The sequence below is a fragment of the Chelatococcus asaccharovorans genome (assembly GCF_003201475.1).
GTDB classification, from domain to species: Bacteria; Pseudomonadota; Alphaproteobacteria; order Rhizobiales; family Beijerinckiaceae; genus Chelatococcus; species Chelatococcus asaccharovorans.
Genome location: NZ_QJJK01000011.1, coordinates 48,934 through 71,253, shown reverse-complemented (window position 1 = coordinate 71,253; position 22,320 = coordinate 48,934). Strand labels below are relative to the sequence as shown.

Genomic DNA, 22,320 nt, shown 5'->3' with positions numbered 1-22,320 from the left:
GTGGTTCTGCTCCGACATTTGCATCCGCATGATACGGGCCTTGGAGCCAATGTCGGAGTCAAGAGAACCGCTAGCAAGTTATTGGTTCTAGTGGAGCTTTTGAATTTGACATTTGATCTGGTGCCTCATGTCAGGCGGGACTCAAATGTCAAATTTGCTCCACTAGAGCATATCCGGTGAATTCCGGTTCTCCGGATATGATTGAAGTCTTTGTTTCCAAGCATCGTCTTCACGCGAACCGGTGTCCACTTTGCTCGAAAATGCTTTAGACGCTTATCGCGTCGAACGGGCCTTGTGTGAGAAACGCATCCCTGCAAATGAAGTTCCCCAGCAATTCAAGGCCGCAAGTTATAGTAAATAATTTCCTGCCTTTTCGTATCACGCGCACCGGCTGTGCCCCTGATAAGTCTCCGCGCGCTATTGCGATGCCGGTTTCTGTTCCCGGGCATCGATTCATCGCCGCTGTCTTGGCTGGTGATGATGGGTGCGTCTCGATGAGGCGGCCTCGCCGCATGGCCTCGCCACACTGGTCCCGGAGGGGGAGTGCTCACGGTTTTGGCCTGGCGGCAGATGCGAGAAAGGTTGAAAAGTCGAGTGCCCCTCTAATCCACCGGTGATGAGAAACGTGTACTGTTCTCGCCCATGGAGCTGGCTTGGCGGTGGAACCATCGGTTAAGCTTCGCGTTCCTGAAAAGCGAAGATGCTTTGGCCTGGGTCTCGCACCGGGCTTGGGGTCAGCCACTTTGTCATGATGCCTGGTGGTGGGCCGTTAGTGGAGTCAAGCAATATGGGGGCGCGTCGCTCTGCAGATGAAGATGCGCAGGAGTTGCATCCCGGGGATCATCTCAACGGTGGTCCACAACACGATGATATTGCGCCCGGGATTGAATGCGGCGTGCGTTTGCAACACTCGTCTATCCTGCCCGACAGAATGAGGGGTCCGATTTCACCTGTGCCGCAGGGGGCGTACGCCCATTTTGCCGAACGGCTGAGTGCTCTCTACCAGACAACGCTTGAGCAGCCTGTGCCGGATCGCTTTCTAGAGCTGTTGGACAAGCTCGATCGCAGGGAAGGGCAGGGGTGATGGAGGCGAGTGCGAACGTCAAGCAGGACCTGCTGAAGGCAATCCCCAATCTGCGTGCTTTCGCGATATCCCTTTGCGGAAATCCGGAGCGGGCCGACGATCTTGTTCAGGAAACGTTGATCCGGGCGTGGGCCAACCTGTCGTCCTTCACCGAAGGCACGAATATGGTGGCGTGGCTCTATACGATCCTTCGCAATGTCTTCTACTCGGAGTACCGGAAGCGCAGCCGCGAGGTCGAGGATGTGGAAGGGCGCATCGCCGCCACCCAGGCGTCGCCGCCACCGCAGGAAGGGCATATGAACCTGCGGGATTTCCGCCAGGCACTCGATAAACTGCCCGACGATCAGCGCGAGGCGCTCATTCTCGTTGGTGGCGCTGGCCTGTCCTACGAGGAGGCGGCCGAGATCTGCGGTTGCGCGCTCGGCACCATCAAGAGCCGCGTGAACCGCGCGCGTACGCGGCTTGCGCATACGCTCGCGGTCCAGTCTGCCCATGAATTCGGACCTGAGGCGGAGTGGCAGGCCATCCTCGATCGTACGGGCTCATCGCGCGCCAGCCGTTGACCCTTCAGATGGCGAAGCCAGAAGCAGGGTACGGCGCGGCTTTCCCGTCACATCCGCCGCCTTTCGGCGTTTCGCGGCGCGGAGAGCAAGTTCGTCCATTGCGGGCTTGCTCCGCTCAATACTCAATGAGCAAATTCAGTCGCCTGGATTGTCTCGCCTCATTCAACCCACGCCGGGTTTGATTCTGGCATTGCAACGACCTGGCATTGTAAGGGCCTGGCATTGCAACGACTTGGCATTGCAAGGACCTGGCATTGCAAGCGCCTGCCCTTGACATCGGGCAGGACGTGGCGCATCTCGTGAAAATAAACGTTCATTCTCATCGGTGCGCCTTTGTCCGACATGCAAGCTGATTCCGGCGACAGGCACGGGCGCATCCTTGATGCGGCCGAGCGATCCTTTACCCAGGCCGGGTTTCACCGCACCACCGTGCAGGATGTGGCGCGTGAGGCAGGCATGAGTCCCGGCAACCTCTATCGCTATTTTCCGTCGAAAGATGCCATCGTCGCGGGGCTGGTCGAGCGCGACCGCATGATGCTGCGCGAGGATTTCGAGAGCTTCGCGCAGGCGGAGCGGCTCGATCTCGTCTTGCAGGCGCTGGCGCACAAGCATTTCGAGGAAGCGCCGCGCGCCAAAGCCGTGCTTTGCTTGCAGATCTGGGCTGAAGCGACCGTCAATCCGGCGATTGCCGAGGCCAATATGACGCTCGAGAACGACCTCGTGCATGGCATCGAGCGCCTGATCGCCGCCGGCCAGGCGCGTGGCGAGGTGGCCTCCGGCGTTGACGCTGTAGCTACCGCCCAGCTCATCATGACCATGAGCAGCGGCCTGTTCGTGCGCCGTGCCCTGTTTCCCGATTTCGACGCGGGAAGCGAGATCGAGACCCTCCTCAATGTCATTCGCGGCGTTCTGCGGGGCGACACCTTGCGTGGCGTGGTGCCGCATTATTCGCCGCTGGACACTGTTATGGCCACCGAGACACATCGATGAAAGCAAGTCACATCATAGCCGTGGTCGTGATTCTTGGCGCCGGTGCCTGGATTGGATCCGGGGTCGTCGGGCGTGAGCATCCCGAGGCGGAGAAGACGGAAGCGGCCGATGCAAAGGCCACGCCGCGTTTCCGCGTCTCGGTCGTGGAGACGCGGAAGGAGGATCACGCCCGCCGCATCGTCCTCTCCGGACGCACCGAGGCGGATCGCCGTGTGACGGTGGCGGCGCGCGCCAATGGGACGGTTATCGACCTCAAGGTCCGGCGAGGCTCGGTCGTCAAGACCGGCGATGTCATAGCGGTGCTCTCCGATGAGGCGCGCGAGGCCATCGTCGCCCAGGCCAGCGCCAAGCTTGAGCAGCGCCGCGCCGAGCTGAAGGCGCGCCTCACGCTCATCGAGCAGGGCAATATGGCCTCACTGCAGAAGCCCTCGCTGGAAGCTGAACTGCGCGCCGCCGAGGCGGGCCTGGCGCAAGCCGAGGCGGAGCGCGACAAGAGCAAGGTGCGGGCGCCGATCGACGGGATCGTGAATGCGGTCCCGATCGAGAAGGGGCAGGCGTTGCAGGTGGGCGCGGCGGTCGCCGATGTGGTGTCCATGGATCCCATGCTGGCCGTCGTCGAAGTGGCGGAGCGCCAGCTGGCGGGCATTCGCGTGGGTGACCGGGCTATGGTGCGCCTGGTATCCGGCGGTGAGGTCGACGGCAAGGTGCGCTTCGTCTCCACCACTGCGAGCCCGCAGACGCGCACCTATCGTGTCGATGTGGAAATTGCCAATCCGAAAGGTGTGATCCCCGACGGGGTGACGAGCGAGGTGATGCTCGATCTCGCCCCGGTGCCGGCCACGCGCGTGCCGCGTTCGGCGCTGACCTTCTCGAATGAGGGGCGCCTCGGGGTCCGCACGGTCGGCAAGGACGGGGTCGTCGCCTTCTCGGACGTGATCATCGTCCAGGACGGCCGTGAGCAAGTCTGGCTCAAGGGCGTGCCGGATGGCGCGGCAGTCATCGTTCAGGGTCAGGACTTCGTCAAGGAAGGCGAGGTCGTCGAGGCTGTGCCGGCGGGCACGCTCGCCAAGATGTAGCGATGGTTTCCGGTCCCCTGGGTGGCCGGGCATGAGCTGATGGTCCGGGTCTTTCTCATCCGGATCGCCCGTTTCTGATTAAGAAGGTGGAGACAGGCGCGGCCCCTGCGCGGGGCTGAGCATCCTCCAGGAAACCATGGCCAATCCGGTTGACTACGCGATATCGCACGCGCGCCTGACGCTCTCCATCCTCGTGTTCCTGTTGCTGGCGGGGTGGTCCGCCTATGTCAGCATCCCGAAGGAATCCGAGCCTGATGTCCGCGTTCCGATCATCTACGTCAATGTCACGCAGCGCGGCATCAGTCCGGAGGATTCCGAGCGCCTGATCCTGCGGCCGCTGGAAACCCAGCTCAAATCGGTCTCAAACGTCAAGGAGATGCGCGCAGCCGCCTATGAGGGTGGCGGCTATGTGCTCGTGGAGTTCGAAGCGGGCTTCAACTCGGACGTGGCGCTCGCGGACGTGCGGGCGAAGGTGGACCAGGCGAAGCGCGATCTGCCGCGGGATGCCGACGAGCCCATGGTGCAGGAGGTCAATCTCAGCCTCTTCCCGGTTCTTGTGGTGGCGCTCGGCGGCGACGTGCCGGAGCGGACGCTGCTGCGCCTGGCGCGGGATGCCAAGAGCGCCATCGAGCAGGTGCCTGGCGTCCTGACGGCCGACCTGCGCGGCGCGCGCGACGAAGCGGTCGAGATTATCGCCGAGCCGATGTTGATGAAGAGCTACGGCATTTCGCTCAATGATCTCATTGCCTCGTTCTCCGCCGGCAACAGCCTCGTGGCCGCAGGTGCGCTCGAGGGCGCGTCCGGCCGCTTTGCGGTGAAGGTTCCGGCCTTGATCGAGAAACCGGGAGACGTGCTGAAATTCCCGATCGCGGCCTCCGGATCGGCCGTCGTGACGCTTGGCGACGTGGCGGAAGTCCGCCCGACGTTCAAGGACGCGGTCTCGATCACGCGGGTGAATGGCAAATCGGCGATTGCCATCGAGGTGGTGAAGCGTACGGGGGCCAACCTCATCGAGACCGTGGATACGGTGAAGAAGGTCGTCGAGGATCTGCGCGCCACCTGGCCGACCACCGTGCAGGTGACCTTCACGCAGGACAAGTCCAAGGACATCCGCTCGATGCTGCATGAATTGCAGAACAGCGTCATCACCGCGGTTCTGCTCGTCATCATCATCATGCTGCTCTTCCTCGGCGGCCGCGCGTCGCTGTTCATCGGCATCGCTATCCCGGCGTCCTTCCTCGCCGGCATCTTGGGCCTCCAGCTTGCGGGGCTGACGGTCAATATCGTCGTCCTGTTCTCGCTGATCCTGGCGGTCGGCATGCTGGTCGACGATGCGATCATCGTCTCGGAATTCGCCGAGCGCCGCATGGCAAGCGGCATGCCGGCGCGCGAGGCCTATTCGCTTGCCTCCAAGCGCATGGCAGGACCGGTGATTGCCGCCACGGCAACCCGCGTGGCGGCGTTCTCGCCGCTCCTGTTCTGGCCGGGCATCGTCGGCGAGTTCATGAAATACATGCCGCTGACGCTGATCGCGACCCTGTCGGCATCGCTCGTCGTCGCCCTGTTCTTCACCCCGACCCTCGGCGCCATGCTCGGGCGGGCGAGTGCGGTGCATGACGAGCGCGTGGCTGAACGCGGGCTCTATATGCGGGTGGTTCGCCTGTCGCTTCGCCATCCACTCGTAACCCTCGGCCTTGCCGTCGTCCTGCTGGTCGGTGTCATCTCGACCTATGCGCGCTTCGGCAATGGCGTGGAGTTCTTCCCGTCCGTCGAGCCGGATTATGGCCTCGTCCAGGTGCGCGCGCGGGGCAATCTCTCGATCGCCGAGAAGGACAAGCTGGTGCGGGAGGTCGAATCACGGCTTCTCGGCCTGCCGGAACTCGGCACGGTCTACGCGCGCTCGGGCGAAGGGCAGCGCGGCTCCGACGAAGTGACAGAGGATACCGTCGGCACGGTGCAGTTTGAGTTCGTGGACTGGCGGCAGCGCCGCCCGGCCCATCTGATCATGGAAGAGCTGCGCGAGCGCACCAAGGATATTCCGGGCGTGATCATCGAGGTCACGCAGCCGCGGGCCGGCCCGCCGACGGGCAAGCCGATCACCCTGCAGATCACCGCGCTCGATCCGGACCGGCTGTTCCCCGCCGCGCGGAAGGCCGCCGAGATCCTGCGGGCGCGCTCCGATACGCGCGATGTCGATGACGGCCTGCCATTGCCGGGTATCGACTGGAGGCTCGAGGTCGACAAGGCGGAAGCTGCCAAATACGGGGCTAGTCCCAACGTCGTCGGCACGGCCGTCCAGCTCGTGACCAATGGCGTCAAGGTGGCCGAGTACCGGCCGAACGACACCGACAAGTCGGTCGACATCCTGGTGCGCTTCCCGGAAGAGCGCCGCAGTCTCGATCAGCTCGACGACCTGCGCGTCAATACGGCGTCCGGCGCGGTGCCCATCGGCAATTTCGTGGTGCGCGAGCCGGACAAGAAGGTCGGCCTCATCAACCGCGTCGCGGCACGCCGCGTCGTCACGGTGACCGCCAATGTGGCCGAGGGGGTGCAGAGCGCGGCCGTGCAGCAGGCCGTCATGCAGGAACTCGCCAAGGCCGACCTCGGCCAGGGAGTCTCCGTCAAGCTCAAAGGCGAGGACGAGGAGCGCGAGAAGGCCGGCGCCTTTCTCATGAAGGCTTTTGCCGCGGCGATGTTCCTGATCTTCGCCATCCTGCTGGCACAGTTCAATAAGTTCTCGAGCGTCTTCCTGGTGTTGTCGGCGGTGGTGCTCTCGACGATCGGCGTGCTCATCGGGCTCATGGTCATGGGGCAGGCCTTCGGCGTGGTGATGACCGGCATCGGCATCATCGCCAACGCCGGCGTCATCGTGAACAACAACATCGTGCTGATCGACACATACGACAGGCTGCGGGCGGAGGGCACGGCTGCCTATGAGGCGATCATCGAGACCTGTCGCGAAAGGGCGCGCCCGGTCGTCCTGACGGCCGTGACGGCGGTGCTCGGCGTGCTCGCCATCGCCTTCGGCGTCAACCTCGACTTCGTCACCCGCGATGTGTCCATCGGCGCGCCGTCGACGCAGTGGTGGGTGCATCTGTCGACGGCGATCGTATTCGGTCTCGGCTTTGCGACGGTGCTGACCCTCGTGGTTACGCCGGCTGCGCTGATGACGATCGCCAATCTGGCGGGCTGGCGTGAAAAAAGACGAGCCCGGCGCAAGGGCGGATTGACGGGCGGATCCGCGCCCTCCGGATCCGATAAGGCTTTGGGATCGGATGCGATGTCTGGCGGGTCCGCGCCGCATTAGGGACGGCTGAGGTCGACTATCCGCCCGGCAACGGCGCGTGAGACTCTGGCGCTTTGCTGCACGGCACCCTACCTTCTCCGGACAATGAACCGGAGACGACCATGTTCGACGCCAAGAAGCTTCTCGACGTCCTTGTAGCCTCGGCCTCATCACAGGGCCCTCAGGGTTCTGCCAAAGCCCCGGCCGCAGGCCAGAGCGCAACCGGGGGGCCCTCAAGCGCCGACCTTGGCCCCGATGCGACCTCAGGCCTTGGCGGTCTCCTCGGCTCTGTCCTCAGCCAGTTGGGAGGGGCAGGTCAGCCCACACAGGCCGGTCCCGCCGGGTCCAGTTCCGGTATTCCGGGCCTTCCCGGCGCCTCTGGCACCCCGAATGTCGGTGACCTCGTCACCAAGGCACGCGATTTCCTGCAGAGCCCCGCGGGCCAAAACGCCGCCAGCGCGGTGATGGGCGGCCTTGCCGGCCTTCTTCTTGGCTCCAAGTCGGGGCGCAAAGTCGCCACGTCCGCCGCCAAGATCGGCGGGCTCGGCCTCATCGCGGCGCTAGCCTATAAGGCCTATCAGGGCTGGCAGAGCGGGCAGCCCGCCTCAAGTGAAGCCACGGCGTCGGTTCCGGCCCTTCCGGTGCCGTCGGGCACGGCCTTCGATGCCAGCGTCGCCTCCCAGGATACGGCACTTGTTCTGGTGCGCGCCATGATTGCGGCCGCCGCTTCCGACGGGCATATCGATCCCGAGGAGCGCGGGCGCATCGTCGGCGGGCTCCAGCAGGCGGGCTTCGATATGGAGGCCTCCCAGTTCCTGGATAAGGAATTCTCAAACCCCGCCAGCATCACGACCCTTGCCGCGGCGGCGACGACGCCGGAGATCGGCACGCAGATCTATGCGGCGGCCCGCCTCGCCATCGATCCGGACACGCCTGCCGAAGCAAGCTTTCTCAAGGAACTGAGCGAGGCGCTGGCGCTTGATCCCTCGCTTGTCGCCCATCTCGATACGGCGGCGACGAGCGTGAAGGTGTGAGCCTCAGACGATTGTGGGGCGCTGCCCGCCGATAGTGTCATCCCGGGGCGTTGCGCAGCAACGCGCCAGGGATCCATGAATACTGTCAGTGGCCCATGAAGATGCGACGTGTTCATGGATCCCGGACAGCCGCTGCGCGGCTTCCGGGATGACAGTCCAGGATTTATCGCTCTACCCAGCTTTCAGCCGGGGCGGTTCTCGCTGAGGAAATTGCCCATGCGGTCGAGGGCCTTGCGGATGTTCTCGGCCGAATTGGCGTAGGACAGGCGGATATAGCCCTCGCCGAGAATGCCGAAATCCGGCCCGCCGATAACCGCGACCCCGGCCTGTTCCAGCAAGGCATTGGCGAGGGGTTTTGCCTTCCAGCCCGTGCGGGAGATGTTGGGGAAGGCGTAGAAGGCTCCCTTGGGCGTGGCGGCGCTGATGTCGGGGAGGCCGTTCAAGCCCTCCACCACGATGCGGCGGCGCTTGTCGAATTCGGCGACCATCGCCGCGACGCAGTCCTGCGGCCCTGTCAGGGCGGCAAGTCCTGCCCACTGGGCTGCGGCATTGACGCAGGAATAGGAATTGACCGCGAGCTTGCGGGCGGCATCGAGCAGCGGCGCCGGCCAGACCGAAAAGCCCATGCGCCAGCCCGTCATGGCATAGGTCTTGGACCAGCCGTCGAGAAGGATCAGCCGGTCCCGGATCTCGGGATAGGTGAGAAGCGAGACATGCTCTTCGCCGTCATAGAGCATCTGGCCGTAGATCTCGTCGGACAGGATGGCGACGTCGGGATGGCGGGCAAGACCGGCCACCAGCTTGTCGATTTCGGCCTTCGGCGTGACGCCGCCCGTTGGATTGGCGGGTGAATTGAGGATCAGGAGCCGCGTCTTCGGGGTGATCAGGCCGAGCGTTTCCTCTGCCGAGAAGGCAAAGCCGTTTTCCTCGCGGATCGGAACCGGCACGGGCGTGGCGCCGGTGAACTCGATCATCGACCGATAGATCGGGAAGCCGGGATCGGGATAGAGGATCTCCGCGCCGGGTTCGCCGAACATGAGGATCGCGGCGAACATGGTGACCTTGCCGCCGGGTACGATGAGGATCGCATCGGGCGAGACGGTCACGCCGAGGCGGCGGTGGATGTCGGCGGCGACGCCTTCGCGCAGCGGCAGGATGCCGGTCGCCGGCGTGTAGCCGTGGTGTCCGTCGCGCAGGGCCTTGACGGCGGCCTCGACGATATGCGGCGGTGTCGGAAAATCCGGTTGGCCGATCCCCAGGTTGATGATGTCGCGGCCTTCCGCCGCGAGCGCCGTGGCGCGCGCCAGGACAGCGAAGGCATTTTCTTCACCAATGCGGGCAAAAGCCGGAACGATCGTGGGCATGCGTTTTCCTCCTGGGCTCAGGCGTAGCGCGGCACAGGCTGCGTTTCAATCCGGGCCGTACGCCATAAGGCATGCCAGACTTGTGGTTGCGGGGCGGCTTCCGCGACATTCGAGCCTTGTGCAGGACGCAATCGTCATACGATTGATTTTAGGCGCCATTTCTGCTGATGATTTTTAGAGCCAATCAAATCAGCGGTCCCGGCGCCCGGGAGCGCAGGCACTGCATCAATGGGAGGTCTCGGCGATGGGCAATTCCGGACAGGCCAAAGCGAAGCTGCGGTCGCGGCAATGGTTCGACAATCCCGACAATCCGGGAATGACCGCGCTCTATCTCGAGCGCTACCTCAACTACGGCCTGACGCGCGAGGAGCTGCAATCGGGCAAGCCGATCATCGGCATCGCGCAGACCGGCTCGGATCTGTCGCCCTGCAACCGCCATCACATCGAACTGGCCAAGCGCACGCGCGCGGGCATTCTGGCGGCCGGCGGCGTGGTCATGGAATTCCCGGTCCACCCGATCCAGGAGACGGGCAAGCGCCCGACCGCGTCGCTGGATCGCAACCTGGCGTATCTCGGCCTTGTCGAAGTGCTCTATGGCTATCCGCTTGACGGCGTGGTGCTGACGACGGGCTGCGACAAGACGACCCCGGCCTGCATCATGGCGGCGGCGACGGTGAATATTCCCTCCATCGTGCTGTCCGGCGGGCCGATGCTGAACGGCTGGCATCACGGCGAGCGCACGGGTTCCGGCACGGTCGTGTGGAAGGCGCGCGAGCTTCTGGCGGAAGGCAAGCTCGACTACGAGCAGTTCATCGAGCTCGTCGCCTCGTCGGCCCCATCGGTCGGCCACTGCAACACCATGGGCACGGCATCGACCATGAACTCGCTCGCGGAAGCGCTGGGGATGAGCCTGCCGGGCTGCGCGGCGATCCCGGCGCCCTATCGTGAGCGCGGCCAGATCGCCTATGAGACCGGCAAGCGCATCGTCGAAATGGTCTGGGAGGACCTGAAGCCCTCCGATATCATGACGCGCGAGGCGTTCGAGAACGTGATCGTCGTCAACTCGGCCATCGGCGGTTCGACCAATGCCCCGGTCCATATCAATGCCATCGCCCGGCATATCGGCGTCGAACTCAATGTGAAGGACTGGGAGACGGTTGGCCATGAGGTCCCGCTCCTGGTCAATCTGCAGCCGGCCGGCCAGTATCTCGGCGAGGAATATCATCGGGCCGGCGGTGTGCCGGCCGTCGTCAGCGAGCTGATGAAGCATGGGCTGATCCGCGAGAAGGCCCTGACCGTCAATGGCCGCACCATTGGCGACAACTGCCGCGACCGCGCGGCGACGGATGGCGACGTCATCCGCAGCTTCGAGACGGCCCTGATGCAGGACGCCGGCTTCATCGTGCTGTCGGGCAACCTGTTCGACTCCGCCATCATGAAGACGAGTGTGATCTCGGATGAGTTCCGCGACCGCTACCTGACGAATCCCGAAGATCCCAATGCCTTCGAGGGCAAGGCCTTCGTGTTCGACGGCCCGGAGCAGTATCACAAGCTCATCGACGACGAATCGCTCGGCATTGACGAGCATTCGGTGTTGTTCATGCGTGGTGCCGGGCCGATCGGCTATCCCGGCGCGGCCGAGGTCGTCAACATGCAGGCGCCGGCCTATCTCCTGAAGAGGGGCATCACGTCTCTGCCCTGCATCGGCGATGGCCGGCAGTCGGGCACCTCGGGTTCGCCCTCGATCCTCAACGCCTCGCCGGAGGCAGCGGCCGGCGGTGGCCTCGCCCTTCTCAAGACCGGCGACCGGGTGCGCATCGACCTCGGGAAGCGCAGCGCCAACATCCTCATCTCCGATGCGGAACTGGCAGAGCGGCGCGCGGCGCTTGAGAAGGCGGGAGGCTACAAATACCCCGCGAGCCAGACGCCATGGCAGGAAATCCAGCGCGGCATGGTCGATCAATTGTCCGAGGGCATGGTGCTGAAGCCCGCGGTCAAATACCAGCGGGTTGCCGAGACCTACGGCGTGCCGCGCGACAATCACTGACCGGATCGGCTTGCCGCGGGCTTATGCGCCCGCGGCGGCCGAAGATCATCCCTGTCGGTTTCGCAACGAGTTCCGCGCCCAGTGCAAGGCGCCCTTGTTCTGAGGGTGTTGCTGCGGGCCTGGAGCTGTGCTTCATCCGTGGGTAGGCAGCGTCGGGCGGGGCGCTTGTCGCGTTAGAGGGATGTTGTGCGGCTTGTGCCGTCGATATCTCTTCAGTGAAGCGCCGATAGTCCCGGACATATCGGTCAAGGCGACAGACACTGTGGGAGGGGGCCGTGACCACAACCGTTCAACAGCGGCGGCGGGCTTTGCGCAAGCTCCATGAGGCCAGCAGCATTTTCGTCATGCCGCATCCATGGGATATTGGCACGGCGCGCTATCTCCAGCATCTCGGCTTCAAGGCCCTGTCGACGACCAGTGCGGGCATTGCTTTCTCGCAAGGGTTTCCCGACACGGAATGGGCCGTGCCGCGGGACATGATGCTGGATCACATCCGCGAGATCGTCGACGCGACGCATCTGCCTGTCAGCGCGGATTTCGAGGCCGGCTATGCTCACGAGCCGGAAGGCGTTGCGTCAAACGTGCGCCTGTGCATGGCGACCGGTGTCGCCGGCTTGACGCTTGAAGATCTCACCAACGACGCCAACAGGCGCCTCTATCCCATCGAACTCGCGGCCGAGCGCATCGCGGCGGCGCGTGCGGCGATCGACGATGTCGCGGCGGGTGCCGTCCTGACGGCCGCGACCGACAGCCTGCAGGTTGGCGAAGGCTCTTTCGACGACGCCTTGCGCCGCCTCGTCGCCTATGCCGAAGCCGGGGCCGATTGCCTCTATGCCCAGGGTCTCCTGTCGCGTGAGCAGATCTCCGCCCTGGTCAAGGCGGTTGCGCCGAAGAGCCTGCAGATCCTGGTGCCGAGCCATGCGCCCTTCACCATGAAGGCCTTGGAGGAGCTTGGCGTGCGGTGCATCAGCGGCGGTTCCGGCCTCTGCCGCGTCGCCTGGGGCAGCTTCATGCAGTCCGCACGCAAGCTGTCGCAGGGCAGCCTGGAGATCTACGACGCCGCCGTTCCGTTTCCGGAGATCAACGGCTTCTTCCGGCAGGACCTCGCCAAGGGGCGCCGCAAGCTATGAGCGGGCCGGTGACGACCGCATCGGCATCCGTCGCACCTGCCCGTGGCGTGCCCGCACGCACGGTTCTTCCGGGGCGCTACTGCCGCCTTGAGCCGCTTGAGGCCGCGCGCCACGCGCCGGATCTGTGGCGGGCGCTCGCCGGGCATGATCGCCTCTGGGATTTTCTCATGCAGGGGCCGTTCGCCGACGAGGCAGATTTCACGGCCTATCTGGCCGAGCGCGAGGACCGGTCAGAGGCACTTTTCTATATCGTGGTCGATGCCGCGAACGGCCAGGCGGTGGGTTGGGCATCGCTGATGGAAATCCGCCCGGCGCATGGCGTCATCGAAGTCGGCAACGTGCTGTTCTCGCCGCTCCTGCAGCGGACACCGATGGCGACCGAGGCGATCGCCCTTCTGGCGGCTTATGTCTTCGATGAACTGGGCTATCGCCGCTTCGAGTGGAAGTGCAATGCCCTGAACGCCGCGTCGCGCCGGGCGGCCGTGCGTTTCGGCTTCACTTTCGAGGGCATCTTTCGCCAGCACATGATCGTGAAGGGCAAAAACCGCGATACCGCGTGGTTCGCCATGCTGGACAGCGAATGGCCGGCGCGCCGCGCGACCTTCGCGGCCTGGCTCGATCCCGCCAATTTCGATGCCGACGGGCAGCAGCGCATCGCGCTGTCGACGCTCCAATCAACCAAGGACAACGGGTGAGGAAGGCCTGATCATGGCAGGACGGCTGGCGGGGAAAAGATGTCTCGTAACGGCGGCGGGCCAGGGGATTGGCCGCTCGTGCGCCGAATTGTTTGCCCGTGAAGGGGCGACGGTCATCGCGACGGATCTCGATGCCTCCAAGCTGGCGGGCCTCGACGGGGCGACCTGCCGGCCACTCGATGTGCGCTCGACCGAGGCTGTCGAGGCACTTGCCAGGGAGATCGGGCCGATCGATGTGCTCCTGAATGCCGCGGGCTTCGTGCACCACGGCAGCGTGCTCGAATGCTCCGAGGCCGACTGGGATTTCTCCTTCGACCTGAACGTCAAGTCGATGCACCGGACCATCCGCGCCTTCATCCCCGGCATGCTGGAGAAGGGCAAGGGCTCGATCATCAATATCGCGTCCGGCGCTTCATCCGTGCGCGGCATCCCCAACCGCTACGTCTACGGGGCCTCGAAGGCGGCGGTCGTCGGCCTGACCAAGGCGGTTGCGGCGGATTTCATCAAGCGCGGCATCCGCGCCAATGCGATCTGCCCGGGCACCATTGAATCGCCTTCGCTGGACGACCGCATCGCGACCCTGGCTGCACAGACCAACCAGTCGATCGATGCGGTGCGGCAGGCCTTCATCGATCGCCAGCCGATGGCACGGCTCGGCACGGCCGACGAGATCGGCTGGCTTGCCGTCTATCTCGCTTCGGATGAGGCGAGCTACACGACCGGGCAGGTGCATCTGGCCGATGGCGGTTTCGCGCTCTGAGCATTCCGGCGGCCATGCCGGCGGGCGGCCCGGATAGACCGGGCGGCCCTCCCGTCCGGTCGTTGCGTCGCCTTCAGCCCTTGCGCGGCCAGGGCGTCTCGACGACCGGCGTCACCGGCCCCTTGCCGTCGAACCACGAGACGAGGTTGTCGACGACGAGCTGGCCCATGGCGTCGCGCGTGTGATGGGTCGCCGAGCCCACATGCGGCAGCAATACAATATGGTCCATGGCGACGAGTTCCGCCGGGACCTGCGGCTCCTTCTCGAAGACGTCGAGGCCGGCCGACAGGATGGTGCCGTCAGCGAGGGCCTTGATAAGCGCCTTCTCGTCGACCACGCTGCCGCGCGCGACATTGATGAGAATGCCGTTCGATCCGAGCGCCGCGAGAACCTCGGCATTGACGATCTTATCCGTCTCATTGCCGCCGGGAATGACGACGATCAGGACGTCGACGGCCTTGGCGAGGCCGACCAGGCTATCGAAATATTGATAAGTCACATCCGCCTGCGGCCGGCGGCCGTGGTAGGCGACCGGCAGGTTGAAAGCCTCGCAGCGCCTGGCAATGGCCTTGCCAATGCGGCCAAGGCCGAGGATGCCGACTTTGCGGCCGGCGAGCGTCGCCGTGAGCGGATAGGGCTTTTCCAGCCAATGGCCGGCACGCAGATAGCGATCGGCCTGGGGAAGCTGGCGGACGGTGGATAAGAGGAGGCCGAGGGTCAAATCAGCCACTTCGTCGCTCAGCACATCCGGGGTATTCGTGACGAGAACCCCCTTTTTCGCGGCATGGGCGGCGTCGATCTTGTCGTAGCCGACGCCGAAGCTCGCGATGATCTCGAGCGCCGGCAGCCGGTCGATGAGCGCTGCATCGACAGCGCTGCCGGCGGCGATGCCGCGCACACGGCCGCCGATGTCGGCGAGCAGGGCGTCTTTGTCGGCGGCTTCCCACAGGTTATGGACCGTGAAGCGCCCGGTCAGGCTTTTCGCCACGATGGATTGCAGCGGCGCGGTCATCAAAAGCTCCACGGCGCCCGCTCCATCGCTCGTCGTTACCTCACTCACTGATCGTCTCCTCATTGACGGCCAGGGGCCTTGCCCCACCGCTCTCCCGGACAGGCGCCGGACAGATATATCCGGCATTTTCGCCCGCACCATGCCCAAACTTCGGACCGGGTGCCAGCCCTTATGGTTTGGCTGATTCCTGCCTCCCGCAAAGCGGCCTAGGCAGATTTGTCAGATTATTGAAATTCGTCGTTGTGATAGCTAGCCTAGGCATTGCATGATCCCTAGCATGGGCATGCGTGGTGCATGTATGGTCCCTTTTCAAGAAGGCCATGCGGGGAAGCGCGGCCGTAACAGCGGCAAGTGGAGGCAGCAGTCAAAGATGGCATCCGTAGAAATCAGAGAGGTCCGTAAGGCTTTTGGCGCGACGCCGGTTATCCACGGGGTATCGATTGATATCACCGACGGCGAGTTCGTCATTTTGGTCGGGCCGTCCGGCTGCGGGAAGTCGACCCTCCTGCGCATGGTGGCCGGCCTTGAAAGTGTCACGGGCGGTGAAATCCGCATCGGTGAGCGCGTGGTCAACAATGTCCCGCCGAAAGAGCGCGACATTGCCATGGTCTTCCAGAACTATGCGCTCTATCCGCATATGACGGTCGCCGACAACATGGGCTTTTCGCTGAAGCTCAAGAACGCCCCCAAGGCCGAGATCCAGCAGCGCGTGAACCGCGCGGCGGAAATCCTTGGCCTGACCAAGCTGCTCGACCGCTATCCGCGTCAGCTCTCGGGCGGCCAGCGCCAGCGCGTCGCCATGGGCCGCGCGATCGTGCGCGATCCGCAGGTGTTCCTCTTCGACGAGCCTTTGTCGAACCTCGACGCCAAGCTGCGCGTCCAGATGCGTACCGAGATCAAGGAACTGCACCAGCGGCTGAAGACGACGACGGTCTACGTGACCCACGACCAGATCGAAGCCATGACCATGGCCGACAAGATCGTCGTGATGCACGACGGGATCGTCGAGCAGATGGGTGCGCCGCTTGATCTTTATGATCGTCCGGCGAACCTCTTCGTCGCCGGCTTCATCGGCTCGCCGTCGATGAACTTCATCAAGGGCAAGATCGTTTCCGACGGGAGCCCGCGTGTCGTCACCGAGAGTGGTGTGGCGCTTCCCGTGAAGGAGGTCCCCCAGGGATCGGACGGTCGGCCGGTGGTCTATGGCATCCGTCCCGAGCATTTCATCATCGACGCCGAGAAGGGCATTCCTGTCGATGTCGCGGTGGTGGAGCCCACGGGTTCGGAGACCCAGGTTTTTGCCAAGCTCGCCGGTCAGGACATCGTCGGTGTGTTCCGTGAGCGTGTCACGGTAGGCCCCGGCGACAAGCTGCCTCTATCACCTGATCCTGCCCTGGTTCACCTGTTCGATCAGGAAACGGGCAACCGGATCTGAAACGACAAGGGGGCGTCGCCATGCGGTGATGCCCCCTTTTCTTGACAGCAGAGCGTCTGCGGGTGGCTGCACCTGTCAGACATCATAGGAGGGCATGGGCGCGTAAGCGCGAAGGCTTGTCCCGCGTCTGAACCTGGAACACCAGGCGATGCAGTGTGCGAGCCGGCTTCTGGGGTGCCCATCAAACGGTGAAAGGGATTGCCGGCGCGTTGATTTTCAAAAATCGGGGAGGGCAGGCGATGCCGGCTTGAACGGCTGCTTTCCGTGGAGGAACGCTAATGACGATTTCAAGGCGCGATCTCATGATTGCAGGTGGCGGCCTGGCCGCGAGCGCCGCGGGGTTGCCGTTGCTCGGTGCCCAAGCATTTGCACAAAGCCCTACTTACGAGCCGGAAAAGGGAGCGTCCCTGCGGGTTCTGCGCTGGTCCCCCTTCGTGAAGGGCGAGGAAGACGCCTGGCTCGCCAATACCAAGAAATTTACCGAGGCGACCGGGGTCGAGGTCCGTATCGACAAGGAAAGCTGGGAGGATATCCGCCCCAAAGCGGCCGTGGCGGCCAATGTCGGGTCCGGCCCGGATATCATCTGGGTGTGGTTCGACGATGCCCAGCAATATCCCGATAAGCTGCTCGACGTGACCGACTTCGCCACCGCGCTCGGTGCCAAATATGGTGGCTGGTATGAGGGCCTCGAAGGCTATGCCAAGCGTGACGGGCGCTTCATCGCGGTGCCGCTGGCGGCGATCGGCAACGCAGTCTGCTATCGCGACAGCTGGGTGAAGGACGCGGGCTTCTCGACCTTCCCCGACAAGACCGACGCCTTCCTCGAAATGTGCAAGGCTCTGAAGGCCAAGGGCCATCCGACCGGCTTTACGCTGGGTCACGGGGTCGGCGACGGCAACAATTTCTGCCATTGGGTTTTGTGGAGCCATGGCGGCAAGATGGTGGACGAGAACGGCAAGGTCGCCGTCAACAGTCCCGAGACGATCGCGGCGCTCAAATATGTCCGCGAGCTCTACCAGACCTTCATTCCCGGCACCGAGAGCTGGCTCGATGTCAACAACAACCGTGCCTTCCTCGCGGGCGAGGTTTCGGTGACGGCCAACGGCGTGTCGCTGTATTACGCCGCGAAGAACGACCCCAAACTCGCCGAGATCGCCGCTGACATCCGCACGACCAACTTCCCTGTGGGGCCGGTCGGCAAGAAGGTCGAACTGCACCAGACGACATCCGCGGTGATCTTCAAATATTCGAAGTTCCCGAAGGCGGCGCTCGCCTATCTGCAGTTCATGTATGACAAGCCGCAGTTCGATGCCTGGCTGACGGGGGCCAGCGCCTATTGCTGCCAGCCCTTGAAGGCTTTCGCCTCCAATCCGGTCTGGACCTCCACCCCGATCCACGCGCCCTATGCGCTGGCCTCGGAAACGCTGCGGCCAAACGGCTATGCCGGCCCGCTCGGCTACGCCTCGGCGGCCGTCATGGCGGATTATGTGGTGGTCGACATGGTGGCGGAAGCCGCCACCGGCCAGCGGACGCCCGAAGAAGCGGCGAAGCGCGCCGAGACGCGCGCCAACCGCTATTACAAGGTCTGAGGCGGAATTTCGCTGGCCAACGAACAGGAGCGGGGGCCGCCTTCGAGGGCCCCCGCGAACTATGCTCAGTTTCTGACTTGTTGCAGGTGCATCGTGGGCCGGCCCCGTAGCTTCGCCCGAACACACGCGTATGCCCGGATCCGGCATGCGAGCGAATAGCCGCGCCCTGCGGCGCAGTTGCGCGGATCGCCGACAGGTGGGCGCTCAGGCTGCTGACCGAACGGCGCTTTGTGCGCCGTTGCAGCACGCATGGCACTGCCAGTCGGCAAGAATTGCTCAAGAATTGTTTCAGCCGGCATGACGAATTCAAGGAGCGACACATGAGTATCGCCATGACGAGAAGCGAGGCGGGGAGGCCCGCACGGCTGTTTGACCTTAGCCAGGGGCGCAATCTCCTCGGTGTCCTGTTCTTGCTGCCGGCTGCAGTCTTCTTGCTGGTGTTCCTCACCTATCCGCTGGGGCTCGGCGTCTGGCTGGCCTTCACCGACGCGCGGATCGGCCGTGCCGGCGTGTTCATCGGCCTGGACAACTATGTGTCGCTCTGGGGCGATCACGTGTTCTGGCTATCGGTGTTCAACACGGTCCTTTACACGGTCGCGGCATCGATCCTGAAATTCGCGCTGGGCCTGTGGCTCGCGCTGATTCTGAATGAGCATCTGCCCTTCAAGGCGTTCTTCCGGGCCATCGTCCTCCTGCCCTGGGTGGTGCCGACCGTGCTGTCGGCGATCGCGTTCTGGTGGATCTTCGACGCGCAGTTCTCGATTATCTCCTGGCTCCTGATCAAGATCGGGCTGATCGAGACGCCCATCAACTTCCTCGGCGATTCCACCAATGCGCGCGCCTCGGTGATCGCCGCCAATGTCTGGCGCGGCATCCCCTTCGTGGCGATCTCGCTGCTCGCCGGCCTGCAGACCATTCCGCAGTCTTTGCATGAGGCCGCGACGCTCGATGGCGCATCGGGCTGGCAGCGCTTCCACCACATCACCTTGCCGATGCTGACGCCCATCATCGCGGTGGTGATGACCTTCTCCGTGCTGTTCACCTTCACGGATTTCCAGCTGATCTATGTGCTGACACGCGGCGGACCGCTGAACGCCACGCATCTCATGGCAACCTTGAGCTTTCAGCGCGCGATCCCCGGCGGCCACCTCGGCGAGGGCGCGGCGATCGCGGTCGCCATGATCCCGTTCCTCCTGGCGGCCATCCTGTTCAGCTATTTCGGCCTGCAACGTCGCCGCTGGCAGCAGGGTGGGGCGGACTGACGGCGTAACCGGCGTTCGGAAGCTGTTCCGGAACAATGTGAAACGGCTTTCGTGAATCGTGTGAAGGCAATGCGATTGAGCGCTTTCGCGACTTGCGTGAAGCGCAGATGCTCAAAATAAGGAAAGGTGAAGCCGATGTCAGTTGCATCAGCCGCCAAGATTTCATCAGTACCGGAAACCGGCGATGAAGGCGGAATGCGCTACCTCGACCGGTTGCCACGCCGCGTTGTGCTCGTTTATCTGCCGCTTCTCGTCTTCATGATCGTTCTGCTCTTTCCATTCTATTGGATGGCGATCACGGCGATAAAGCCCAACTACCAGCTGACGGACTATAACAACTACAGCCCCTTCTGGGTGGTCGGGCCGACGCTCGATCACATCCGTTACCTCCTGTTCGAGACGTCCTATCCGGGCTGGCTGTGGAACACGATCGTCATATCCGTCGTCGCGACCTTCGTCTCGCTGGTGACCTCGGTTTTCGCGGCCTATGCCATCGAGCGGCTGCGCTTCACGGGTGCGAAGGTCGTCGGCCTTGCCATCTTCCTCGCCTATCTCGTGCCGCCGTCGATCCTGTTCATCCCGCTCGCGCTGATGGTCTTCGGATTCGGCATCTACGATACCAAGCTCGCCCTGATCTTCACCTATCCCACCTTCCTCGTGCCGTTCTGCACATGGCTCCTGATGGGCTATTTCCGCTCCATTCCCTATGAATTGGAGGAATGTGCCCTGATCGACGGGGCATCACGCTGGCAGATCCTGACGCGTATCCTGCTGCCCTTGTCGATCCCGGGGCTCATCTCGGCCGGAATCTTTGCATTCACCCTGTCGTGGAACGAATTTATCTACGCGCTCACCTTCATCCAGTCATCGGAGAACAAGACCGTCCCGGTCGGCGTCCTGACGGAGCTCGTACGGAGCGACGTCTATGAATGGGGCTCGCTGATGGCCGGTGCGCTGCTTGGCTCGCTCCCGGTGGTGATCCTCTATTCCTTCTTCGTCGAGCACTATGTCTCGTCGATGACCGGTGCGGTCAAGGAATGATCTCCGGCGGCGTGGCGGCACGGCGCTTGCGTTGCGCGACCACGCGCTCGCGATGGATGAGGTAAAGGCCAGAGGCGACGACGATCGTGGCACCCGCGATCGTGTAGCTGTCCGGCACGGCGTTGAAGATGAGATAGCTGAACAGCGTAACCCACAGGAGATGGGTGTAGCTGAAGGGCGCGATAACCGGCGCGGGCGCATGCCGGAAGGCCAGGATGAGGAACCAGTGCCCAAGCGCGCCGGCCAGGCCGCAGATCGCCATCACCAGCCAGACCAAGGCGGATGGTGGCGTGACCCAGATGAAGGGCATGATCGGCGTCAGGACGACGATGCCGGCGACGCCGGAATAGACCATCGTGGTCTCGGGAGAATCCCGGGAGGCGAGCATGCGCGTGCTCAGGGTGTACCAGGCGCCGCAGAAGGCGCTCGCTATGGCCAGAAGTGCCGCGGGCTGGAAGCCGCCCAATCCCGGGCGGGTGACGATGAGCACGCCGATGAAGCCGACGAGGATGGCGGCGAGCCGGCGTGGCCCGGCCCATTCGCCAAGCACCGGGCCGGCAAGGAGCGCAACCATCAGGGGACTGGAGAAGGCGATCGCCGCCACCTCCGGCAAGCCGAGATAGGCGAGGGCGAAAAAATTCAGCGCCGTGGAAGCCAGCAGCAGGGCGGAGCGCAGAGCCTGCAAGCCCGGCGCCTTCGTCCGGAACACTCCCGGCCGCGTGAAAGGGTTCAACAGCGCCAGAACGAAGACCACGCTGCCGAAATAGCGGACCCAGGCCGTCTGCAGCGGATCGAAATACTGGTTCAGCCATTTGGCCGAGGTGTCGATACAGGCAAAGCCGAGGACCGCCGTCAGGCCAAGGCCGATGGCGACCAGTGTGCTGCCGGTGACGGGGGGTGACACCGCTTTCGGCGCCGAGGCCGATGGGCCGGCGCCCGGGCTAGGCTCGGCCATGGCAACCATGTCCTCAGCAACCAAGTCCTCGGCAACCAAGTCCTTGGCAACGAATTCCTCGGCAACGACGTCCTCGCCGTCCTTTGCGCGTTGCACGTTCATTAATCCGGTCACGGCGATGCGAACTCTCAACACAAGGCTCGCAGCCATGATCGCGGCTCTACAACAATAAAGCCTGCCATCCAGATCAGCGAATGTCCAACTCCCCGCCACGATAAGCTATCGCGAGACCTTGCGCGACTTCGCGGGCTGCAAGGCTCGTCTGCATAACACGCAGCCGCCACTGGGCGATTGCACAGGCGAAGACGCCTGCTCGCGTTCAGGCGGCGACCGGCTCATCCAGTTCAGCGTCGTCATCCTCGTCGCCGGGCAATGATCGTCCATTCGGGCCTTTGCCGGAGAGGTTCTTCGCCATCTTGCGGAGATGTTTGCGAAGGCGCTTGCGGTCCTTGCTATCGAGGTCGTCGAGCAACTGGGCTTCGGTCTCACGCCAGAGGGCGTCGATGGCAGCGACCTTCTCGGCGCCCTCCTTCGTCAGGCTGACGACGATGATGCGCGCATCGCCCGGCTCCGACCGCCGCTCGACAAGTCCCTGCGCGGCGAGGCGTGCGACGGTCTTCGATGCCGTGGGCGGCTTGACGCGGAGGAGGTCGGCCAGTTCGCCCATTGTGGTGGGCTCACCGGAGGCCAGCGCCTGCAGCACCTGTTCCTGGCCGGGAAACAGCCCCATGGAGGCGAGCCGCTCGCCGATCCGGCTGCGGTGGAGGCGCGCGGCGTAGACGAGGGCCCAGCCGATGCTCTTGGCGACGGGATGCTTCATGGGCCTGCACTCTCCTCGGCGTGTGGACTTACAAGGTCGGTTGATCGTGCCGCGTAAAGATTGCCACCGAAATAATGGGTGCCTTGTGATGACGTTGCAATGACAATCAGCGGCGGAGGAACCTGTGCGGCCCACGCCGCGTGGGCCAGGGCGCGCCATTTGCAGCGCCATCCTTGT

Annotated in this window: 18 protein-coding genes; 14 read left to right on the top strand and 4 right to left on the bottom strand. The window is 63.9% G+C overall.

The features are described 5' to 3' along the window. The first annotated feature begins 787 nt into the window (after window positions 1–787). The 6 genes from C7450_RS34725 to C7450_RS23975 all read left to right on the top strand — a co-directional run bounded on the left by C7450_RS34725 (window position 788) and on the right by C7450_RS23975 (window position 8,033). Window positions 788–1,084, top strand: a complete 297-nt coding sequence (locus tag C7450_RS34725) for a NepR family anti-sigma factor (RefSeq protein WP_146227481.1) — start codon at window positions 788–790, stop codon at window positions 1,082–1,084. Continuing rightward, on the top strand, window positions 1,084–1,647 hold the full coding sequence (locus C7450_RS23995; protein ID WP_110376998.1) for a sigma-70 family RNA polymerase sigma factor: 564 nt from the start codon (window positions 1,084–1,086) through the stop codon (window positions 1,645–1,647). Before C7450_RS34725 ends, C7450_RS23995 begins: the two co-directional genes overlap by 1 nt. Window positions 1,648–1,989: 342 nt before the next feature. Next, on the top strand, window positions 1,990–2,637 hold the full coding sequence (locus tag C7450_RS23990; protein ID WP_110377204.1) for a TetR/AcrR family transcriptional regulator: 648 nt from the start codon (window positions 1,990–1,992) through the stop codon (window positions 2,635–2,637). Then, window positions 2,634–3,713 carry an efflux RND transporter periplasmic adaptor subunit gene (locus tag C7450_RS23985; protein ID WP_110376997.1) on the top strand — a complete coding sequence of 360 codons (1,080 nt, stop codon included), beginning with the start codon at window positions 2,634–2,636 and terminating at the stop codon, window positions 3,711–3,713. The genes C7450_RS23990 and C7450_RS23985 overlap by 4 nt, the downstream gene beginning before the upstream one ends. Before the next feature lie 136 nt (window positions 3,714–3,849). Then, complete coding sequence (locus C7450_RS23980; RefSeq protein ID WP_110376996.1) at window positions 3,850–7,020, top strand: efflux RND transporter permease subunit; 3,171 nt, start codon at window positions 3,850–3,852, stop codon at window positions 7,018–7,020. A 101-nt stretch (window positions 7,021–7,121) separates the two neighbouring features. Continuing rightward, window positions 7,122–8,033: a tellurite resistance TerB family protein gene (locus tag C7450_RS23975; RefSeq protein WP_110376995.1), complete on the top strand. Its 912-nt coding sequence runs from the start codon at window positions 7,122–7,124 to the stop codon at window positions 8,031–8,033. Between the two features lie 182 nt (window positions 8,034–8,215). Here the strand turns inward: C7450_RS23975 and C7450_RS23970 are convergent, their stop codons facing one another. Continuing rightward, window positions 8,216–9,397, bottom strand: a complete 1,182-nt coding sequence (locus C7450_RS23970) for a pyridoxal phosphate-dependent aminotransferase (RefSeq protein WP_110376994.1) — start codon at window positions 9,395–9,397, stop codon at window positions 8,216–8,218. Window positions 9,398–9,641: 244 nt separating this feature from the next. Here C7450_RS23970 and C7450_RS23965 point away from each other — a divergent pair, with 244 nt between their 5' ends. The 4 genes from C7450_RS23965 (at window position 9,642) to C7450_RS23950 (ending at window position 14,029) form a co-directional block, all read left to right on the top strand. After that, complete coding sequence (locus C7450_RS23965) at window positions 9,642–11,444, top strand: IlvD/Edd family dehydratase (protein ID WP_110376993.1); 1,803 nt, start codon at window positions 9,642–9,644, stop codon at window positions 11,442–11,444. Between the two features lie 275 nt (window positions 11,445–11,719). Beyond that, window positions 11,720–12,574, top strand: a complete 855-nt coding sequence (locus C7450_RS23960; protein ID WP_110376992.1) for an isocitrate lyase/PEP mutase family protein — start codon at window positions 11,720–11,722, stop codon at window positions 12,572–12,574. Window positions 12,575–12,582: 8 nt separating this feature from the next. After that, complete coding sequence (locus tag C7450_RS23955; protein WP_245450084.1) at window positions 12,583–13,269, top strand: GNAT family N-acetyltransferase; 687 nt, start codon at window positions 12,583–12,585, stop codon at window positions 13,267–13,269. Window positions 13,270–13,282: 13 nt separating this feature from the next. After that, complete coding sequence (locus tag C7450_RS23950; RefSeq protein ID WP_110376990.1) at window positions 13,283–14,029, top strand: SDR family oxidoreductase; 747 nt, start codon at window positions 13,283–13,285, stop codon at window positions 14,027–14,029. Between the two features lie 73 nt (window positions 14,030–14,102). Here the strand turns inward: C7450_RS23950 and C7450_RS23945 are convergent, their stop codons facing one another. Further along, window positions 14,103–15,041 (bottom strand): 2-hydroxyacid dehydrogenase, encoded by a 939-nt coding sequence (locus C7450_RS23945; RefSeq protein WP_110376989.1) that lies wholly within the window; start codon window positions 15,039–15,041, stop codon window positions 14,103–14,105. Between the two features lie 370 nt (window positions 15,042–15,411). Here C7450_RS23945 and C7450_RS23940 point away from each other — a divergent pair, with 370 nt between their 5' ends. From C7450_RS23940 to C7450_RS23925, 4 genes are all read left to right on the top strand, one after another. Beyond that, a complete protein-coding gene (locus C7450_RS23940; protein WP_110376988.1) occupies window positions 15,412–16,476 on the top strand; it encodes an ABC transporter ATP-binding protein in 1,065 nt (354 codons plus the stop codon). 278 nt (window positions 16,477–16,754) lie between these two features. Then, complete coding sequence (locus C7450_RS23935) at window positions 16,755–18,065, top strand: ABC transporter substrate-binding protein (protein WP_170147400.1); 1,311 nt, start codon at window positions 16,755–16,757, stop codon at window positions 18,063–18,065. A 332-nt stretch (window positions 18,066–18,397) separates the two neighbouring features. After that, complete coding sequence (locus C7450_RS23930) at window positions 18,398–19,327, top strand: carbohydrate ABC transporter permease (protein WP_110377202.1); 930 nt, start codon at window positions 18,398–18,400, stop codon at window positions 19,325–19,327. A 135-nt stretch (window positions 19,328–19,462) separates the two neighbouring features. After that, on the top strand, window positions 19,463–20,368 hold the full coding sequence (locus C7450_RS23925; RefSeq protein WP_110376987.1) for a carbohydrate ABC transporter permease: 906 nt from the start codon (window positions 19,463–19,465) through the stop codon (window positions 20,366–20,368). Here the strand turns inward: C7450_RS23925 and C7450_RS23920 are convergent. Together C7450_RS23920 and C7450_RS23915 are read right to left on the bottom strand one after the other, a co-directional pair. Next, on the bottom strand, window positions 20,358–21,473 hold the full coding sequence (locus tag C7450_RS23920; protein ID WP_245450083.1) for a DMT family transporter: 1,116 nt from the start codon (window positions 21,471–21,473) through the stop codon (window positions 20,358–20,360). The two genes, C7450_RS23925 and C7450_RS23920, sit on opposite strands and share 11 nt — an antisense overlap. A gap of 169 nt (window positions 21,474–21,642) precedes the next feature. Beyond that, window positions 21,643–22,143: a MarR family winged helix-turn-helix transcriptional regulator gene (locus C7450_RS23915; protein WP_110376986.1), complete on the bottom strand. Its 501-nt coding sequence runs from the start codon at window positions 22,141–22,143 to the stop codon at window positions 21,643–21,645. Window positions 22,144–22,320: the final 177 nt, after the last annotated feature.

What these genes read in the sequence shown, in the direction of transcription:
- C7450_RS34725 (WP_146227481.1), top strand. Translation starts at nt 788, where the DNA reads ATGGGGGCGCGTCGCTCTGCAGATGAAGATGCGCAGGAGTTGCATCCC.
- C7450_RS23995 (WP_110376998.1), top strand. Translation starts at nt 1,084, where the DNA reads ATGGAGGCGAGTGCGAACGTCAAGCAGGACCTGCTGAAGGCAATCCCC.
- C7450_RS23990 (WP_110377204.1), top strand. Translation starts at nt 1,990, where the DNA reads ATGCAAGCTGATTCCGGCGACAGGCACGGGCGCATCCTTGATGCGGCC.
- C7450_RS23985 (WP_110376997.1), top strand. Translation starts at nt 2,634, where the DNA reads ATGAAAGCAAGTCACATCATAGCCGTGGTCGTGATTCTTGGCGCCGGT.
- C7450_RS23980 (WP_110376996.1), top strand. Translation starts at nt 3,850, where the DNA reads ATGGCCAATCCGGTTGACTACGCGATATCGCACGCGCGCCTGACGCTC.
- C7450_RS23975 (WP_110376995.1), top strand. Translation starts at nt 7,122, where the DNA reads ATGTTCGACGCCAAGAAGCTTCTCGACGTCCTTGTAGCCTCGGCCTCA.
- C7450_RS23970 (WP_110376994.1), bottom strand. Translation starts at nt 9,397, where the DNA reads ATGCCCACGATCGTTCCGGCTTTTGCCCGCATTGGTGAAGAAAATGCC.
- C7450_RS23965 (WP_110376993.1), top strand. Translation starts at nt 9,642, where the DNA reads ATGGGCAATTCCGGACAGGCCAAAGCGAAGCTGCGGTCGCGGCAATGG.
- C7450_RS23950 (WP_110376990.1), top strand. Translation starts at nt 13,283, where the DNA reads ATGGCAGGACGGCTGGCGGGGAAAAGATGTCTCGTAACGGCGGCGGGC.
- C7450_RS23945 (WP_110376989.1), bottom strand. Translation starts at nt 15,041, where the DNA reads ATGACCGCGCCGCTGCAATCCATCGTGGCGAAAAGCCTGACCGGGCGC.
- C7450_RS23940 (WP_110376988.1), top strand. Translation starts at nt 15,412, where the DNA reads ATGGCATCCGTAGAAATCAGAGAGGTCCGTAAGGCTTTTGGCGCGACG.
- C7450_RS23935 (WP_170147400.1), top strand. Translation starts at nt 16,755, where the DNA reads ATGACGATTTCAAGGCGCGATCTCATGATTGCAGGTGGCGGCCTGGCC.
- C7450_RS23930 (WP_110377202.1), top strand. Translation starts at nt 18,398, where the DNA reads ATGACGAGAAGCGAGGCGGGGAGGCCCGCACGGCTGTTTGACCTTAGC.
- C7450_RS23925 (WP_110376987.1), top strand. Translation starts at nt 19,463, where the DNA reads ATGTCAGTTGCATCAGCCGCCAAGATTTCATCAGTACCGGAAACCGGC.
- C7450_RS23920 (WP_245450083.1), bottom strand. Translation starts at nt 21,473, where the DNA reads ATGGCTGCGAGCCTTGTGTTGAGAGTTCGCATCGCCGTGACCGGATTA.
- C7450_RS23915 (WP_110376986.1), bottom strand. Translation starts at nt 22,143, where the DNA reads ATGAAGCATCCCGTCGCCAAGAGCATCGGCTGGGCCCTCGTCTACGCC.